The organism is Marinobacter sp. OP 3.4 (genome assembly GCF_036224885.1).
GTDB lineage: Bacteria > Pseudomonadota > Gammaproteobacteria > Pseudomonadales > Oleiphilaceae > Marinobacter.
The window spans coordinates 1-16,475 of record NZ_JAVVLT010000103.1 but is presented as its reverse complement, the minus strand read 5'-3'; the positions used below and the strand labels follow the sequence as shown (position 1 = coordinate 16,475).

Here is a 16,475-nt window from a genome sequence, read left to right as displayed (position 1 = left end):
ACAGAAAAGAGGCGCGCAGAGCTCAATGAGCAACCCGATGCTGACCCTGGATGCCCTGTTCACCAATGCCCTGACCCGCTTCGGGTCCCAGACCGCAGTCTGGTTTGAAGGTGAGTCGCTTACCTACCACGAGCTCCTGGAGCAGGGCTATCAAGTGGCCCACGCCCTGATTCGCCACGGCATCCGACCCGGTACCCGGGTGGCCCTTGCAATGCCCAACCGCCTGGAATACGTTGTCGCCGACCAGGGCATTATCCAGTCCGGCGCCGCCAAGGTAGCGCTCAACGACATGCTCGGGGATGACGAAGTGATTCATATCCTCACTGACTCGAACACCCGGGTGGCAATCGTGGCGGAGAACCGGTTCGATGTCCTCCTGAGCCGGCGCGACGAATTACCGGAACTCGACACCGTCGTCGGTCTGGCGCCGCAAGAGCGCTGCCCGACCGGCATTGTGTCCTGGCAATCCTTTCATATCGGTGAGATCGCCACCAAACCGGAGGCTCCAATCCACCCCGATGACCTAGCATGGCTACCCTATACCGGCGGTACCACGGGCCGCCCCAAAGGTGTCCTCCACTCGCAGCAGAACATTTGCTTGAACCTGTTTTCCCACGTTATGGAAATGGGGCTGCAGGATGACGAACGGCTACTGCTGACCTCTCCCCTTTCCCATTCCGCAGGCATTCTGCTGCAGGCCGGCCTATTGAAGGGCGCCACGCACTATATCGAGCAGCAATTCGATCCCGACCAGGTGATCGAGTGTATCTCCCGAAACGGTGTGACCCTGACCTTTATGGTGCCAACCATGATCTACCGGGTGCTTGACTGGATTGAAGGCAAACCCCTGAGCCTGGGTTCGCTGCGAACCGTGCTCTATGGTGCCGCGCCCATAACCCTGGATCGCCTGCGGCAGGGGCTCGAACAACTGGGACCGGTATTCATGCAGCTTTACGGTCAGTCCGAGGCTCCCAATTTTGTCACCCGTCTGCTCCGGGAAGACCATGACCCGGAACATCAGCATCGTCTGCTCAGCTGCGGCCGACCGGCGACCATGGCACAAGTTCGGATTGTTGACAGCAATGGAAATGACGTACCCACCGGTGAGAGCGGCGAGCTGATTGCCCGGACCCCCTACAATATGCTGGGGTATCACGGCCAACCCGGAAAAACTGCCGAAACCATCGTCAATGGCTGGCTACATACCGGCGACATTGCAAGAATGGACGATGATGGCTACGTCTATCTGCTCGATCGCAAGAATGACATGATCATCACCGGGGGCATGAACGTCTATACCACGGAAGTGGAGAATGCTATCCAGGACTTTCCCGGCGTTAACCAGGTGGCGGTGGTTGGTCTGCCGGACGATGACTGGGGTGAAGCCGTCACCGGATTCGTGGTGCTGTCCCCCGGCCACAATAAGGAGGCTGACGCCATCATTGCCCACTGCCGCAGCCGACTCACCCGATACAAGGTGCCGAAACGCATTATGTTCGTGGAAAGCTTGCCGGTTACGGCTTATGGCAAAACCGACAAGAAACGCCTCCGTCAACAGTGGACCCCGACTCAAAAAGCCGAGTAGTGACTGCAAATTGTCCACAGCACCTGGGGGGGCATTGCGGCTCAGGCGCACTATGTGACCTGTTGGACTGCGCTCGCGAATCCGCTACTCAAGCCTCTCGGATCTTAATGGGAGAGGACGCACCGCTGTTTGATGCTCCCCCCTCCCAACAGAAGGCTCAGCTACTCCCTATATCAACCTTGCTGGTTATACTCCTTGATCTTGAACTTGGCCAACTGAGACATGTGCACTTCGTCCGGGCCATCAGCAAGGCGAAGGTACCGATTTATTGTCATGAAATGTGCAATCGGGGTATCGTCACTCACCCCCATGCCACCGTGAGCCTGGATAGCACGATCGGCTACTGTCTGCGCCATCTGCGGTGCGACGATCTTGATAGCGGCAATCAGGTCGCGCGCAGCAACGTTACCATATTTATCCATAAACGAGGCGGCCTTGAGCGTCAGCAGGCGGGCCTGCTCGATGTCACAAAACGACTTTGCAACATCCTGACGGATGCTACTCTGACTAGACAACTTCTGGCCAAAGGCCACCCGGTTTTCGACCCGCCTCGCCATGATCTCCAGTGAACGCTGCGCCTGCCCGATGGAACGCATACAGTGATGGATCCGACCAGGCCCCAGTCGCCCCTGAGCGATCTCGAACCCACGACCCTCGCCAAGGATCAGGTTGGACTTAGGTACCCGTACGTTCTCCAGTCGCAACTCTGCCTCACCACCGGGAGAGTTGTAATTACTGAACACGGGCTGATTGCGTACAATCGTGATGCCCGGAGTATCTCGCGGAATGATGATCGTTGACTGCTGCTGATGCCGGTCTGCATTTCGATCTGTCTTTCCCATCAGGATCAAAAGCTTGCATCGTGGGTCCATGATCCCGGTGATCCACCATTTACGACCATTGATAACGTAATCATTGCCGTCGGCCCGGATCTCGGTCTCCACATTGGTGGCATCAGAGGAGGCGACCTGCGGCTCAGTCATCAGATAGGCAGAGCGGATTTCCCCGTTCAGCAGCGGTTTTAGCCAAGCCTCCTGCTGCTCAGGAGTTCCATACTTGGCCAACACTTCCATATTTCCTGTATCAGGTGCAGAGCAGTTGAAAACCTCAGGTGCCCAGGGAACCCGACCCATGATCTCTGCCAAGGGCGCATATTCCAGATTAGTCAGGCCGGGACTAAACTCGCCGTATTCTTCCGGTAGAAACAGATTCCACAAGCCTTGATCCTTTGCCTTCTGCTTGAGCTCATCCAGTCCTGGCCAGTATTTCCAAAGATTCTCATGGTTGTTCACCCATTCATGGTATTCCTTTTCGAATGGGTAAATATGCTCATCCATGAACAACTCGAGTTTAGCCATCAATTCCTGCACTTTATGCGAATGTTCAAAATCCATTATCATTCTCTCTTTTGTTTTTAGTCCAGTTGCTGCTGGCCCAAGTTGATTGGACCTACCGCAACCCCGTGAATGAAATGTTTACCGAATCCAGTTTAAAGCTCGCTCGAAAAGGCTAATGGTGCTGGCATGCAGGAGATCACCACTTTCTTTAGTAGCCTTACCAGCACACGCCCGGGCGTGGGTTCCTTCAAGAATAATACCGAGCTTGTAGCAGGCCAGGACCGCGTACCAATCAATGGCCTCAACGCTTCGCTTAGAGTGATTACGGTAATGTTCAACTAGCTCGCTGCCGGAAGGAAAGCCCTCCCAGGGGTCCACCGTGAGAGTTTTGACCGTGGACACTCCATCCTCTGGCCAGGTAGCCAGGAGCCAACCCAGGTCCAACAATGGATCACCAACAGTCGTCAATTCCCAGTCCACTATGGCAGCAAGCTCCGGCCCATCAAACCGGTACATAACATTTCCCAGGTGATAGTCGCCATGGATGATTCCTGGTTCGAAAGATGCGGGCACGTGTTTTTTCAGCCAGTCCGCAACCTTTTTGACTCCGGGAATTCTTCCTGGCCCTGGCCAACCGGCCAGGTCATGGTAGCTCTCCAACTGGGACTTCCAGCGCTCCACCTGGCGACCAAGGTAATTATCGAGGTTGCCAAAGCCCTCCAGTCCCACAGACAGATAATCGACCGAACCAAGCGCAGTTATCCCATCTACCAAGTTAAGTCCCATCTGGCGGCGGACCGACGGATCACGCGCGTGCAGTTCAGGAAGTTCAATAGTGGCAGTAAAGCCTTCAACCGGCTCCATCAAGTAGAAGGAAACGCCAAGAACACTTTCATTCGGGCAACCAAGAATCAGGCGTGGGTGTGGAACCGAAGTCCCCGACAGTGCTCCAAGCATGCGCATCTCTCGCCGCATGGTCTCGTTGGAATTTTTCCGGGGGTGGATTGGTGGGCGGCGTAGAACAAAGTGTCGACCGTCTCGCTCAAATTTCAGGACTACATTCTGCGTCCCCCCACCCAAAAACTCTGAATTCTCGATCTTACCAGACCCGAAACCCTCACTTTTCATCCAGTTTGAGAGTTTCTCAAGGTCAATCGCAGCCCTCCAGTCTTCCACTATCCCTCCCAACACAATTTATTTTGCGAGCGAATTATTAGTATCGTTGGATGCTAGCAGAAACCTAAAGACATATGATCGTCGAAAACGACGAAACTTCTAACACACCAATCAGCATTGATAAGGAGAGAAATTTGGGCGAACGGAAAAATCGTCGTTTCCGACGATACAAAGCCTCAGGCTCAGCATCTAGGTTTAACCTAATTGAGGCATAGGTCACAAAATCAGAGGCCCGAAAATTAAATCAACACAATAAGGACTGACGAGGGTCAGGGGCTTCGACAAATTCCAATAACAATGAAGAGAGGCACAAATGTCCTTGCTAGTCATGCACTACGGCCTTGAATTATTCTCCCGTCGTTATCCTGAGAAAAAAGCGATTCAGTTCCAGTCCCAAAACCTGAGCTTTAGAGAACTCAACGCTCGGGCGAACAAAGTTGCTAACTATCTGTCATCACTCGGTCTTAGCAAAGGGGACCGGGTAGCAGCTTTCCTGGACAACTGCATACAATATCCTGAGATCATTTACGGATGTTCAAAAGCTGGCCTGGTTATTGTCCCTATCAATTTTCGCCTGACTCCAGCTGAAGCGTTGGCACTGGTGAAGCATTCTTCATCCAAGACACTTTTCATTAGCAACCGACTAGAAAATACCCTAAAGGATACCTATCAGTCCTTTGAAGAAACACTGCAGCATGGAATTATCAACGTCGATGGCAACAGCCCAGCCTCTGGCAAATATGAACAATTAATCAATGGCCAATCGGAATCCAACCCATATCTGAACGTTTCGGAGAAGGACCTGTTCTGCATCGGATATACGTCCGGGACCACCGGTGTACCTAAAGGTGCAAAAATATCTCACCGATCCAGAGCGCTACTTTTGTTAGCTGCAGCGGTCGAATATGGCCTGACTGAAGAAGACATCAATCTCACTCCAGGCGCCATCTATCATGCGGCCCCAATAATATTTATGCTGCTAGCGGTGAACATTGGCGGGACCAGTATAATAATGGAATCTTTTGATCCTGAGGAAATGCTGCGCTTAATAGAACAAAATAAAGCTACCAACGCATTTGTTGCCCCGACAATGCTTCAACTCATTCACCAACTGCCTGAAGAGACAAAAAATCAATACCAACTAAGCAGTATAAAGTGCCTAATTTCTGCAGGTGCACCACTTTCCACGAATGCCAAGACGGAAACTGCCAACCTTTTCGGCGGAAATGTGCTGCATGAATTCTACGGATCTACAGAAGCCGGCTGGAATGCCAATCTCAGACCTCGCGACCAGATACGAAAGCCCCGGTCCTGTGGGCAGGCTGTGATGGGCTGGGAGATCAAGCTGCTGAGCGAAGATGGCAGCGAAATTAAAAGTCCGGATGAAGTAGGAGAGATCTTTGTCCGTGGTGACTATATGTTCGATGGCTACCTGGACAACCCCGAAGCGACTGCAGCTGCTTTCCGAAATGACTGGTTCTCTGCAGGCGATCTTGGGCTTTTTGATGAGGATGGCTACCTCTACATCGTCGGGCGCAAGAAAGACATGATTATAAGTGGGGGCGCGAATGTATATCCTGAAGAGATCGAGGACTGTCTCCATGCCTGTCCCGGGGTCTCTGATGTCGCAGTGATCGGTATAGCGGACGAAACCTGGGGGGAAATAGTAACTGCCGTTGTTCAGTCTAACCCTGGAGAAAATCTGAGCGAAGATGATATCAAGAAGTTCTGCGAGGGACGTATAGCTAGCTACAAGAAGCCAAGACAGGTTCACTTCACTGATCAAATTCCCCGAAACCCTTCAGGGAAAATAATGAAAAATGAACTACGCCAGATCTATTCGAACTAAACGCAGAATCGGAGAAGTCTATGACCGGGGGCCTGTACAATTACATTTCGCAGGACAGAGTTATATGGGGAACGCCGGCGGGCACAGCCATTCTTGAAGAGGCAGCACGCCGCAATAGCAAAAGACTGTTTATAATTGCAAGCAGGACTCTGAACCGTAAAACCTCTGTCATTTCCGATATTAAAACCGCTCTTGGCGACAAGTTAGTGGGATTGTTTGACGAGTGCCAGGAACACGCACCTCGAGACACCATCATAGCGGCAGCTAACGCGGTCAGGGCAAGCAACCCGGACCTGATTGTCTCTATTGGGGGGGGCACAGTCATCGACACCGCCAAGGTTGTTCTGGTTGCACTGGCTGAAAACGTGACCACGACTGACGGCCTTGACGATTTACATTTGAGCATAAATCCGGATGGATCCCGTAGAACCCCTGCTATCTCCTCACCACCTGTGCGCCAAATAGCAATCCCTACAACACTTTCAGGAGCGGAGTATTCCTGTCTCGGCGGTTCTTCAGACCCAAAACGGAAAATCAAGGATGGGTTCTATGGATCAGAAATTTGTCCGGCATCTGTAATTATCGATCCCGCGGTGACCCTCCCTACCCCCGAGTGGTTGTGGCTTTCGACGGGAATCCGGGCAATCGACCATGCGATTGAATCGATCTGCTCACCAGGAGCCGTGCCATTGGTCGATGCTTGTGCCTTGCACGCACTGTCGTTACTCAGCGAAGCACTTGGAAGCTACCGTAATAATCCTGATGATCTCGTCGCAAGGCAAAAGGCTTTACAGGGAACCTGGCTGGCAAGCCAGGGGATTCTGAGGGTCGATTACGGGGCCAGTCACGGGATTGGGCACAGCCTTGGGGCTGTCACTCAATTGAGTCACGGCTACACCTCCTGTGTTCTTTTGCCTGCGGTGCTTCGATGGAACCGAGAAGACCCTCAAAACGATAGCCGCCAACGTCTGATCGCAGAGAGGATGGGGCGTGGAGACGGCGATGCTGCCCAAGCAGTAGAGGATCTGATTTCTTCCCTTGGGCTACCAACCAGACTTAGAGCTGTCAATGTAAGTAAAAATGACTTTGCCCAAGTGGCAGAGGGTGCAATGGGGAATATATGGGTTAACACCAATCCACGCCCAATAACGTCAGAGGAAGATGTGATGGAAATATTACAACAAGCATACTGATAGAGAAGTCCAAAATAGCTTCAGGCAAGATGCGAAAACGCTCATCAGCCGAAGGTAGACCTGAAACAATAAAGGTGAATCGCCATGAAGATAAGCAAAAGAAAATTCCGCACACTAGTCATTTCATCCTTACTTTCTGCTGGTGTTGTAGGCAGCGCCACCTTAGGAGCCGAAGAACTTGCCCAGGGTATAACTGATAATGAAATTCTAGTCGGTCATCTTGGACCACAGACAGGGCCGGTAGCCACCTATGATAAGATTCGAATGGGTATAGAATCTTACTTTAAATATGTAAACGAAAACGGAGGCGTACATGATCGTCAACTGAAGCTTGTCGCCTATGACGACCAGTATCAACCCGGCCGGACTGTTCAGTTAACCAAGCGCCTGGTCGAGGAAGATGAGGTCTTCGCGATGCTGGCCAACGTCTGTACACCGTGTAACGTCGCGACACGCTCACGTAACGAGCGATCGGGTATCCCGATGGTAATGACTAGCTCCGGCTCTCGCCAGTTCGTTGATCCTCCCATTCCGAACTATATGGGGTCGAGTGTCGCGAACTACGAGTTCGAAGCCAGAGTTTTGACGGATTATACAGTCAATCAACTGGACGCTAAACGTATTGCTATTGCCTACCAAAACGATGACTATGGCAGCCCCCTAGCTGAGGCTGCGACTGAAGCTTTAAAACAGTTCGACGATGTGGAATTGGTACAAGAGGTTAACTTTCAATCCTCAGATTCCGATCTTAGTACACAAGCTCAACGAGTTCGCCAGTCTGCCCCTGATGCCATAATTACTTTCTCAGTACCCGCGCCAGCTGCTCAGTTCAAGAAGGCCCTTCACAACGTTGGCGTAACGGAACCTCACTTCCTGGTTTCCTCGGTGGGAGGTGACTCAGAAACTCTGTTCAATCTGGCAGGAGAAGATGTATGGAACGGCACAATTTCCAGCGCAGTAATCCCGAAGCCAGATCAAGGCAGTGATGAGAGTATCGACCGATATGTAGAGCGGTTCAGTGCGGACTTCCCGGATGAGCCAGTGTCTGACTGGGGGCAGACTGGCTGGGCAGCTGCTGAGGTGTTTGTTGAAGCACTCAAAAGGACTGACTCTCTAACCTGGGATTCGTTCCTGGATACTTTCTATACATTCAACAACTGGCAGGGCTCCATGTACGCGGGGGTGACATTTTCTGAAGATAATCACTATGGTCTGACGTCAATGTTTATCACAGAAGCTAGAGACGGAAAGATCATTCCAACGGGAGAACCGATAACCTTTGATCCGGCCTCTGGTGAGATCACTTACGGTTCAGGCAATTAATTAAGCACTCATTCTGACCGGCTCCCGATCGAGGTGAGGATTACTTAATCACCGTTAGGGCGGTCCTAATCGCGAGCCGGTCAGCTCGTAAATAAACAAACACTGAGCCATGGGAGCTTAATTGTGGAACAAATCGTTATCAGCGGGCTGATCTTCGGCTGCGTATACGGTCTGGCAGCCTTGGGGCTGGTCTTGATATTCCGGACAACCGGCCTGGTTAATTTCGCCCACGGCGAGATGGCAATGGTGACGACATTTGTCGCTTTTACATTCCTGAGTACTTTTGAATTACCTTTCTTCGTCTCGTTCCTCCTAGCTATTCTATTTGCAGCATTATTTGGTGTTTTAATCTATTTAGTATTAATACGCCATGTGGGAGATGCCTCACACCTTAACCAACTCGTATTGACACTTGGGATTTTCCTAGCAGTCCACGGTGGTGCTGGCCTAATATGGGGCCATACCCCCACAAGCTTTCCGCGCGCACTTGACGGCAGCTCCATACAACTTGGACCAATCTTCATCTCTCCAAACGAATTGTTCGTGCTGGTTGTAACATTTATTCTGGCAATGGCACTTTTCGCTCTGTTTCGGTTTACACAAGTTGGCCTTTCCATGAGGGCGTCTTCTCAGGACCTGACTGCCGCCAGGTTAATGGGCATTAATGTGAATTTCGTATTCATGGTTACGTGGGCATCCGGGAGTGTTTTGGGGGGCATCGCAGGATTATTAACGGCACCCTTCACATTCCTTGGCGTTTCAATGATGTTCAATGTTTTGATTATGGCTTTTGCAGCGGCCGTACTTGCAGGATTTTTGAGCCTGCCAGGTGCCGTTATTGGCGGGCTTATCATTGGCATATTTGGCAACCTGGTTAGTTATTATTGGGCACCTGAAATGGCGCTGGTATGCACCTTTGTGTTGATTATTGTCGTGCTATACATTCGTCCTCAGGGCATTTTCAGCGCACCCGAAGCTATAAAAAAGGTTTAGCCATGAAAGATAGAATTATGAATAGACGTACCCTGGTTGTTATATTTGCCGCCTTCTTATTAGCATATCCATTTTTGGTTGGTCAGTCCTCTTATTTCATGAGCCTGATCGCCATGACTGCCATATACGCGATCGCGGCAATGTCCCTGAACCTTCTCACAGGCTACGGGGGTCAAATTTCTGTCGGTCAGGGCGGGTTCCTTATGCTAGGCACTTATACAGCTGCGGTGCTCTCCGCCAAACTGGATATGCCAATCTGGATAACTATCCCCGCTGCCGGAGTTGTGGCTGGCTTGGTTAGCCTGGTTATTGGCCTCCCTGCTGTCAGACTGAAAGGGCACTTCCTCGCAGTTGCCACTCTGGGATTCGGACTTTCGATACCTGAGATTGCTCTTAACTGGAAATCTGTCACTGCTGGTTATTCAGGGTTGCCAATGATGCGTCCTGAAGCCGTGTCCAGCGACCTCGCATTCTTCTATGTCATTCTAGTGGTAACAATGGTTATCACCTGGATTTTACTGAACATCGCTAACAGTCGCTTGGGACGAGCCTTTTTGGCGATTCGAGACAGTGAGATCGCTGCCGCAGCTACCGGAATTAATGTCGCCGGCTATAAAACCATCATGTTCATGATTGCCGCCTTTTTTACAGGTATCGGCGGGGGACTGTATGCGTACTGGATTGAATATGTTAGCCCAAACGATTTCACAATCATGACCTCCTTCTTTCTTTTGGCGATGATTGTTGTCGGTGGCCTAGCCTCAATATGGGGAGCAATCGTTGGTGCTATTTTGTTCACAATTATACCTCACTTTGCAGACTCTTACGTTGGTGTAACCAACCTTATTATTGGGGTCGCGGTTATTTTGATAATACTGTTCCGCCCATCCGGACTCATCTCGATTGGCGAGCTTTTCGGGCGAAACCTCAAAACTAAAGAGCTGGAATCAGCACCAGTTAAACCTGATCAAAAACAGTCCAGCGAGGTAACCGATGCTAAATTTTAACGAACTTACTGTGCAGTTCGCGGGACTTACTGCCGTTTCCCGTCTATCACTAACTATTCCAGAAGGTAAAATCTACTCGATCATCGGTCCGAATGGCGCAGGAAAAACGACAGTATTCAATTGCATTAGCAGGTTTTATACACCAACAGAGGGTACAATAGAGTTTGAAGGTTTTGATCTTTCCCGCCTTAAGCCTCATCAAATTATCGGACTCGGGATTGCCAGAAGCTTCCAGAATGTGGAACTATTTTCTAAAATGTCGGTGATTGACAACTTACTCACGGGGTTACACTCAACGCTTGACCATAATATTATCAGCATCTCGCTGAAACTCCCCTCCATTAGGAAGACTGAAGCAAACGCCCGTAAAAAAGCAGTAGAAGTACTAGATATGTTTGGCCTCACCCAATTCGCCGATGAAAAGGTAGAGAATCTACCATACGGCTATCAGAAAATGGTTGATATCGGCCGAGCGATCATGGTCAATCCTAAACTAATACTCTTGGATGAACCTGTGGCAGGTATGAACTCTGCGGAAACTGAAAAATTATGCGAACTAATCCTTCACCTCAGGGATAAAATGGGTATTACAGTACTTTTAATTGAACATGACATGTCACTGGTAATGAAAGTTTCCGACCACATCAGTGTCATGAACTTCGGTGAAAAGATTGCAGAAGGTACGCCCGCCGAGATTCAGCAGAATCCTGCAGTAATAGAGGCGTATCTCGGGGAGGTTGAAGCCGATGCTGAAGCTTAACAATATCCATTTGAACTACAACCATATTCAGGCGTTGAGAGGGGTTTCACTGGAAGTGCCGGATGGCAAGGTGGTATCTCTACTAGGAGCTAATGGCGCTGGTAAATCAAGTACGCTAAAAATCATTTCTGGCCTTCTGCCACCCACACAGGGAACCATGGAACTTAACGGACATGCAGTCCAGGGCAAATCCTGTAGTCATATGGTCAAGGCCGGTATCATTCACTGCCCTGAGGGGCGCCGGGTTTTCCCTGACTTCACTGTAGAGGAGAACCTTCGCATCGGAGCCTATCGCCGTCTTCATAACCAAGAAGTCGAAGAAGACATGGACCGCGTCTTTACCTATTTTCCGCGGTTAAGCGAGCGTTTACGACAGAAAGCTAGCACATTAAGCGGTGGCGAACAGCAGATGCTGGCGATTGGACGCTCCTTGATGGGTAAACCAAAAGTCTTGTTACTTGACGAACCTTCTCTGGGGATCGCCCCAAAACTGGTGATGGAGATATTCGACATCCTTAAGGCTATCAATGAAGCAGGAACTTCAATTCTCTTGGTAGAACAGAATGCCCACATGGCGATAAAAATCTCCGATTACTCCTATGTTCTTGAGAATGGGAGGATAGGCCTTGAGGGCGCCTCACAGGAGATTAAGGACAGCCCTCAACTCAAGGAACTCTACCTCGGTGGATAAGCTGTGTTGTACCTGGCACACTCCATAATATCTCTAAAGGCCACAAGTCAAAGGCTATTCGCCCAGTCTCGGAATGAATGAGGGGACACAAAGGAGAGTGAGTTAGACTTTGTAACTGTTAATTCAGCAATGATTGCTTCTGGCCCATTGACCACGAAACGATAATTTGCCTGTGGAAATTGTCTCCCGTTTTCAGCGATAACCTTATGAGCAAAAAATGCGTTAGTTCTTACCCCCACCAACTGGGTGGCCACTGCGGCTCAGGCGCCCTGCGGGACCTGCTGCACTGGGCCGGGCTGGGTTGGGACAACCTGCCCGGTGACGGGTTACCGGGTGAGGGCCTGGTGTTCGGCCTTGGGGGCGGCCTGTCGTTTATGTACACCCGCTACCCCGGCCTGACACCGCCCATGTACCTGGTGGGTCGCAACGCCGATATGGAACTGGATTTCTGCCGGCGGCTGAACATTGATACCCGCCGTCAGCAAACCGAGGATCCGGATGAGGCGTGGCGCTGGGTAAAGGCGGAGATCGACGCTGGCCACCCGGTCATGGTCTGGTGCGATATCGCCGAGCTGCCCTACCTGCGGGTCAGGCTTTCCAATACCCGCCATGATGTGGTCATCATCGGTTACGACGACGACCAAAACACGGTCTTTATCGTGGACAACGACCGGGAAGAGGTGCAGGAAGTCCCCATGGACGCTTTCCGAAGCGCCCATGGCTCCAATGGCTTCCCGGGGCCCAACCACTTTGCGACCTACCCGATGCGGTTCCCGGCGCAACTGCCCGACCTGCTGACCTGCGCCCGGGATGCCGCCGCCTCCGCCGCCCGGGTGCTGGGCGGGGAGGATGCCCTGCTGTTCGACGTTACCAGCCTGCCCGCCGGCAGCCAGGTGGCCAGCGGCGTGGACGGCGTCAAGGCCTTTGCGGACGACATCATTACCTGGCCCTATCGTTTTGACCCGGACGAACTGCCAACCGCACTGAAAAGCCTGCCCGTCTTCGTGGAAAAGGCCGGTACCGGAGGCGGTCTGTTCCGTCGCCTGGAAGCTGAATTCTGCCGGGACGTGGCCCAGGCCACCGGCGACCAGCACTTTACCGCAGCCGCCGAGGCCTGCCAGCACAGTGCCGATGCCTGGTCGGCCCTGGGCGAAATTGCCCGTGCCGAGCCCATGGACATCCAGGCCATCAGCGACGCTGCCCACCGGCTACCAGCCCTGGAAGCGACCATGCAGGCAGCCCTGGAAAGGGCCGGCCAGGGTGGCCCGAATAACTGACACTATCGCCAACACCGAGGACCCGACGCCATGACCATCCAGGTAACCGCTTACGAACTGCAGTCGTTCATGCGCACCGAGTTTCCCCAGGCCACCATCACCGTGGAGCAGGTGAACGAGCAGGAAGCCTGGGTGCGCCAGCCAGTGGACGAGTCCCACCTGCGCCCCGGTGGCACCGTGTCCGGCCCCACCATGATGGCGACGGCGGATACCGCCGCCTATGTGGTTGTGCTGGCCCACATCGGCATCGTCCCCCTGGCGGTCACCAGCAACCTGAACATCAACTTCCTGCGCAAACCGGAATCCGGCAAGGCCCTGCTGGCCCGGGGCACCCTGCTGCACCTCGGGCGGCGCTCGGTGCTGACGGAGGTGAATATCTACTCCGAAGGCCATCTGCAGAAGCCCGTGGCCCATGCGGTGGTGACCTATGCCATTCCGTCGTCCCATGCCACGGCATGAAGCAGCACATCGAACAGGAAATCCATTGCTGGTTTACTGGAGGACCCTATGGGCACAAAACAGATCGAATTGTACTGGGACGTCGGCAGCACCAACACCTACTTCGCCTACAAGCTGCTTAAGCCGGTACTCCAGCGGACGGGTGCCGACCTGGTTCTGCACCCCTTCAATCTGGGCTATGTCTTCCGGGCCAACAACTACGTGCTCATGGAGGAGCCACCGGCCAAACTGGCGAACCGCAAGCGAGACCTGCAACGATGGGCCGGGAAGTACCGATTGCCCTTCCGGTTTCCCGACCAGTTCCCGATCAAGACCAGCCGCGTGTTACGGGGGGCGCTGGCGATGCGACGCTGGAACCTGGAGGCGGCCTACACCGAGGCAGTGCTCGACGCGTACTGGGAGCATAACAATGCCGGCATTGCGGATTATTCCGGTCTGAGGCCAGTCGTGAACATGCTCGGTGTCGAGCCTGATGCCTTCGAAACGCTCAGCGAGAGTGACGAGATCCGCCAGGAACTGGCTGCCAGTACCGACCGCGGACTCCAACGTGGCGTGTTTGGCGTGCCCAGCATCTTCGTCGGCGATGAGCTGTTCTGGGGCAAGGATCGAATGGACTTTGTGGAAGATGAGTTGTTGAAACGCTAGGCGGATCAACGCACCCAACCCAGCGCCCGCTCAAAGAGCGCTACCGTGCTCCGGTGCAACTGGTCCCCGATCGCCTTCGGGGCCTTGCCGGCACAGGCCCGGGCATGGGTCCCCTCGAGGATAATACCCAGTTTGTAGCAGGCCAGTACCGCGTACCAGTCGATGGCGGAGAGGTCCCGGTGACTGTTTGCCCGGTAGTGTTCCACCAGTTCATCGGCGCTGGGGAAGCCTTCCCAGGGCGGCAACCGGAAGTGCTCTATGGTGTCCTCATCCACCGTCTTGCCGGGCCAGGTGGCCAGCAGCCAGCCCAGGTCCAGCAACGGGTCGCCGATGGTGGTCAGTTCCCAGTCCACAATGGCCGCCAATTCGCCGCTGTCGTGGCGAACCATGACGTTGGCCATGTGGTAGTCCCCATGGAGGATGCCCGGCTCGAAAGACGATGGCCGGTTCCGGTCCAGCCATCCCGCGATGGTATCGACCCCCGGTATCGACCGGGGCCCCGGCCAGCCGGGAAACTCGGCATAACCCTGCAGTTGCTGCTGCCATCGGCGGACCTGGCGCTGCAGGTAATTGTCCGGCTTACCGAAGCCTTCCAGCCCCACCGCCCGGTAATCCACCTCACCCAGCGCCGTAATACCCTCCACCAGCGACAGCCCCATGCGATGCCGGATGGTGGCATCCGACGAATGCAGGGAAGGCAGGCCGTTGACCGGCGCAAACCCGTCAACCGGCTCCATCAGGTAGAAGGCCGCCCCCAGCACGCCCTCGTCAGGACAGCCCGCCACCAGCCGGGGGTGAGGAACATGGGTGCCGGCAAGGGCCTCCAGCATGCGCATTTCCCGCCGCATGGTGTCATTGGAGTTGGCGCGCAGGTGCGGCGGCGGTCGCCGCAGGACCAGGTCCTGGCCGTTGTAATCGAACCTCAGCAGCAGGTTCTGTGTGCCGCCGCCCAGCAGGCGGGCGTTGGCAACGTCCCCCTGGCCAAGCCCCTGCCCGACCATCCAGTCCGCCAGCCTGTCGGTGTCGATGTGCCTCTGCCAGTCCATAGGTGTCACCCTGTCTGCGGTAATGTTATGAACCTATCGGAGTTGTACACCGCACGAATCGTCAGATCGGACGAATCGAAAGGCGCGTTCACCTGTCAGGATGACGGAAATGGAAGATCGTGCTTCACTTCCAGACGATACAGACCCACCACCTGATGGAGACTACCGCCATGCCCCTTCCCTCTGCATTCCAGGGCCGGCTCAAGGTTCCGGCCATTGCCGCCCCCATGTTCCTCACCTCCGGCCCGGACCTGGTGGTGGAAGCCTGCCTGAACGGCGTGGTGGGCACCTTTCCAGCCCTCAACCAGCGTACCACCGAGGGCTTCGTGGAATGGCTTGAGGATATCGAAAGCCGCCTCGACGGCAAGGACGCCGCTCCCTATGGCGTCAACCTGATTGTCCACCGCTCCAACCCCCGGCTGGAGGCGGACCTGGAACAGGTAGTCAAGCACAAGGTGCCATTGGTGATCACCTCCCTGGGCGCGGTGCCGGAGGTGGTGAAAGCGGTGCACTCCTATGGCGGTCTGGTGTTCCACGATGTGATCAATCGCCGCCATGCGGAGAAAGCTGCCGAAGCCGGCGTTGACGGGATCATCGCCGTTTCCGCCGGTGCTGGCGGCCATGCCGGCACCATCAGCCCCTTCGCGCTGGTACAGGAGATCCGCCAGGTGTTCGACGGCACCATCATCCTGGCCGGGGCCATCAGCACCGGCGCCCAGGTGGCTGCCGCGCGGCTGATGGGGGCGGACCTCGCCTATCTGGGCACCCGCTTCCTGGCCACGAAGGAATCCCTGGTGGAGCCGGAGTACAAGGCCATGGTCCGGGACACCCGGGCCGCCGATATTGTCTATACCCCCAAGGTCTCCGGCGTGAATGCCAACTTCCTGCGGCCAAGTATCGAAGCTGCCGGCCTGGACCTGAACAGTGATGAAGCCCACGGTGGCCTGGACATGGAAAACGAGGCCAAGGCCTGGAAGAACGTCTGGTCCGCCGGCCACGGCGTTGGCGCCATCTCGGACGAACCGGCCACCGCCGAGCTGTGCCAGCGCCTCGCCCGGGAATACCACGATGCCCTGCAGCAAGCCTGCAACGACGAGTTCAGCCGGTAACTCCCGGACCGGGAGCCGCCTGTTC

Annotated in this window: 15 protein-coding genes; 12 read left to right on the top strand and 3 right to left on the bottom strand. The window is 54.1% G+C overall.

The features are described from left to right. The first annotated feature begins 25 nt into the window (after positions 1–25). A complete protein-coding gene (locus RO069_RS16980) occupies positions 26–1,585 on the top strand; it encodes an AMP-binding protein (protein ID WP_328189209.1) in 1,560 nt (519 codons plus the stop codon). A gap of 173 nt (positions 1,586–1,758) precedes the next feature. Here the strand turns inward: RO069_RS16980 and RO069_RS16975 are convergent, their stop codons facing one another. Next, the gene (locus RO069_RS16975; RefSeq protein WP_328189208.1) at positions 1,759–2,979 is read right to left on the bottom strand and encodes an acyl-CoA dehydrogenase family protein; all 1,221 of its coding nucleotides are present in this window, start codon (positions 2,977–2,979) and stop codon (positions 1,759–1,761) included. 81 nt (positions 2,980–3,060) lie between these two features. After that, a complete protein-coding gene (locus tag RO069_RS16970; protein ID WP_328189234.1) occupies positions 3,061–4,050 on the bottom strand; it encodes a phosphotransferase family protein in 990 nt (329 codons plus the stop codon). A 361-nt stretch (positions 4,051–4,411) separates the two neighbouring features. Between RO069_RS16970 and RO069_RS16965 the strand changes: the two genes are divergently transcribed. The 10 genes from RO069_RS16965 (at position 4,412) to RO069_RS16920 (ending at position 14,295) form a co-directional block, all read left to right on the top strand. After that, positions 4,412–5,947 carry a class I adenylate-forming enzyme family protein gene (locus RO069_RS16965; protein WP_328189207.1) on the top strand — a complete coding sequence of 512 codons (1,536 nt, stop codon included), beginning with the start codon at positions 4,412–4,414 and terminating at the stop codon, positions 5,945–5,947. 20 nt (positions 5,948–5,967) lie between these two features. After that, positions 5,968–7,140: an iron-containing alcohol dehydrogenase gene (locus tag RO069_RS16960; RefSeq protein ID WP_328189206.1), complete on the top strand. Its 1,173-nt coding sequence runs from the start codon at positions 5,968–5,970 to the stop codon at positions 7,138–7,140. 84 nt (positions 7,141–7,224) lie between these two features. Beyond that, entirely contained in the window at positions 7,225–8,463 is a 1,239-nt protein-coding gene (locus RO069_RS16955) for an ABC transporter substrate-binding protein (protein ID WP_328189204.1), read from the top strand. Positions 8,464–8,586: 123 nt separating this feature from the next. After that, positions 8,587–9,456, top strand: coding sequence for a branched-chain amino acid ABC transporter permease (locus tag RO069_RS16950; protein ID WP_328189202.1), 870 nt, complete (start codon positions 8,587–8,589; stop codon positions 9,454–9,456). A 2-nt stretch (positions 9,457–9,458) separates the two neighbouring features. Next, positions 9,459–10,463, top strand: coding sequence for a branched-chain amino acid ABC transporter permease (locus tag RO069_RS16945; RefSeq protein ID WP_328189200.1), 1,005 nt, complete (start codon positions 9,459–9,461; stop codon positions 10,461–10,463). Further along, complete coding sequence (locus RO069_RS16940) at positions 10,450–11,223, top strand: ABC transporter ATP-binding protein (RefSeq protein ID WP_328189199.1); 774 nt, start codon at positions 10,450–10,452, stop codon at positions 11,221–11,223. The genes RO069_RS16945 and RO069_RS16940 overlap by 14 nt, the downstream gene beginning before the upstream one ends. Further along, the gene (locus RO069_RS16935) at positions 11,210–11,914 is read left to right on the top strand and encodes an ABC transporter ATP-binding protein (protein WP_328189197.1); all 705 of its coding nucleotides are present in this window, start codon (positions 11,210–11,212) and stop codon (positions 11,912–11,914) included. The genes RO069_RS16940 and RO069_RS16935 overlap by 14 nt, the downstream gene beginning before the upstream one ends. Before the next feature lie 206 nt (positions 11,915–12,120). Beyond that, positions 12,121–13,191: a BtrH N-terminal domain-containing protein gene (locus tag RO069_RS16930; protein WP_328189195.1), complete on the top strand. Its 1,071-nt coding sequence runs from the start codon at positions 12,121–12,123 to the stop codon at positions 13,189–13,191. Positions 13,192–13,221: 30 nt separating this feature from the next. Then, positions 13,222–13,650 (top strand): PaaI family thioesterase, encoded by a 429-nt coding sequence (locus RO069_RS16925; RefSeq protein WP_328189193.1) that lies wholly within the window; start codon positions 13,222–13,224, stop codon positions 13,648–13,650. A 48-nt stretch (positions 13,651–13,698) separates the two neighbouring features. Next, positions 13,699–14,295 (top strand): 2-hydroxychromene-2-carboxylate isomerase, encoded by a 597-nt coding sequence (locus RO069_RS16920; protein WP_328189191.1) that lies wholly within the window; start codon positions 13,699–13,701, stop codon positions 14,293–14,295. A gap of 5 nt (positions 14,296–14,300) precedes the next feature. Here the strand turns inward: RO069_RS16920 and RO069_RS16915 are convergent, their stop codons facing one another. Next, positions 14,301–15,341 carry a phosphotransferase family protein gene (locus tag RO069_RS16915; RefSeq protein WP_328189189.1) on the bottom strand — a complete coding sequence of 347 codons (1,041 nt, stop codon included), beginning with the start codon at positions 15,339–15,341 and terminating at the stop codon, positions 14,301–14,303. Between the two features lie 170 nt (positions 15,342–15,511). On the opposite strand from RO069_RS16915, the gene RO069_RS16910 reads away from it, so the two are divergent. After that, the gene (locus tag RO069_RS16910; RefSeq protein ID WP_328189187.1) at positions 15,512–16,450 is read left to right on the top strand and encodes an NAD(P)H-dependent flavin oxidoreductase; all 939 of its coding nucleotides are present in this window, start codon (positions 15,512–15,514) and stop codon (positions 16,448–16,450) included. Positions 16,451–16,475 lie beyond the last annotated feature (25 nt).

Excerpts from the sequence above, each read along its gene's own strand:
- RO069_RS16980 (WP_328189209.1), top strand. The coding sequence starts at position 26 with ATGAGCAACCCGATGCTGACCCTGGATGCCCTGTTCACCAATGCCCTG.
- RO069_RS16975 (WP_328189208.1), bottom strand. The coding sequence starts at position 2,979 with ATGGATTTTGAACATTCGCATAAAGTGCAGGAATTGATGGCTAAACTC.
- RO069_RS16970 (WP_328189234.1), bottom strand. The coding sequence starts at position 4,050 with ATGAAAAGTGAGGGTTTCGGGTCTGGTAAGATCGAGAATTCAGAGTTT.
- RO069_RS16965 (WP_328189207.1), top strand. The coding sequence starts at position 4,412 with ATGTCCTTGCTAGTCATGCACTACGGCCTTGAATTATTCTCCCGTCGT.
- RO069_RS16960 (WP_328189206.1), top strand. The coding sequence starts at position 5,968 with ATGACCGGGGGCCTGTACAATTACATTTCGCAGGACAGAGTTATATGG.
- RO069_RS16955 (WP_328189204.1), top strand. The coding sequence starts at position 7,225 with ATGAAGATAAGCAAAAGAAAATTCCGCACACTAGTCATTTCATCCTTA.
- RO069_RS16945 (WP_328189200.1), top strand. The coding sequence starts at position 9,459 with ATGAAAGATAGAATTATGAATAGACGTACCCTGGTTGTTATATTTGCC.
- RO069_RS16940 (WP_328189199.1), top strand. The coding sequence starts at position 10,450 with ATGCTAAATTTTAACGAACTTACTGTGCAGTTCGCGGGACTTACTGCC.
- RO069_RS16935 (WP_328189197.1), top strand. The coding sequence starts at position 11,210 with ATGCTGAAGCTTAACAATATCCATTTGAACTACAACCATATTCAGGCG.
- RO069_RS16930 (WP_328189195.1), top strand. The coding sequence starts at position 12,121 with ATGAGCAAAAAATGCGTTAGTTCTTACCCCCACCAACTGGGTGGCCAC.
- RO069_RS16925 (WP_328189193.1), top strand. The coding sequence starts at position 13,222 with ATGACCATCCAGGTAACCGCTTACGAACTGCAGTCGTTCATGCGCACC.
- RO069_RS16920 (WP_328189191.1), top strand. The coding sequence starts at position 13,699 with ATGGGCACAAAACAGATCGAATTGTACTGGGACGTCGGCAGCACCAAC.
- RO069_RS16915 (WP_328189189.1), bottom strand. The coding sequence starts at position 15,341 with ATGGACTGGCAGAGGCACATCGACACCGACAGGCTGGCGGACTGGATG.
- RO069_RS16910 (WP_328189187.1), top strand. The coding sequence starts at position 15,512 with ATGCCCCTTCCCTCTGCATTCCAGGGCCGGCTCAAGGTTCCGGCCATT.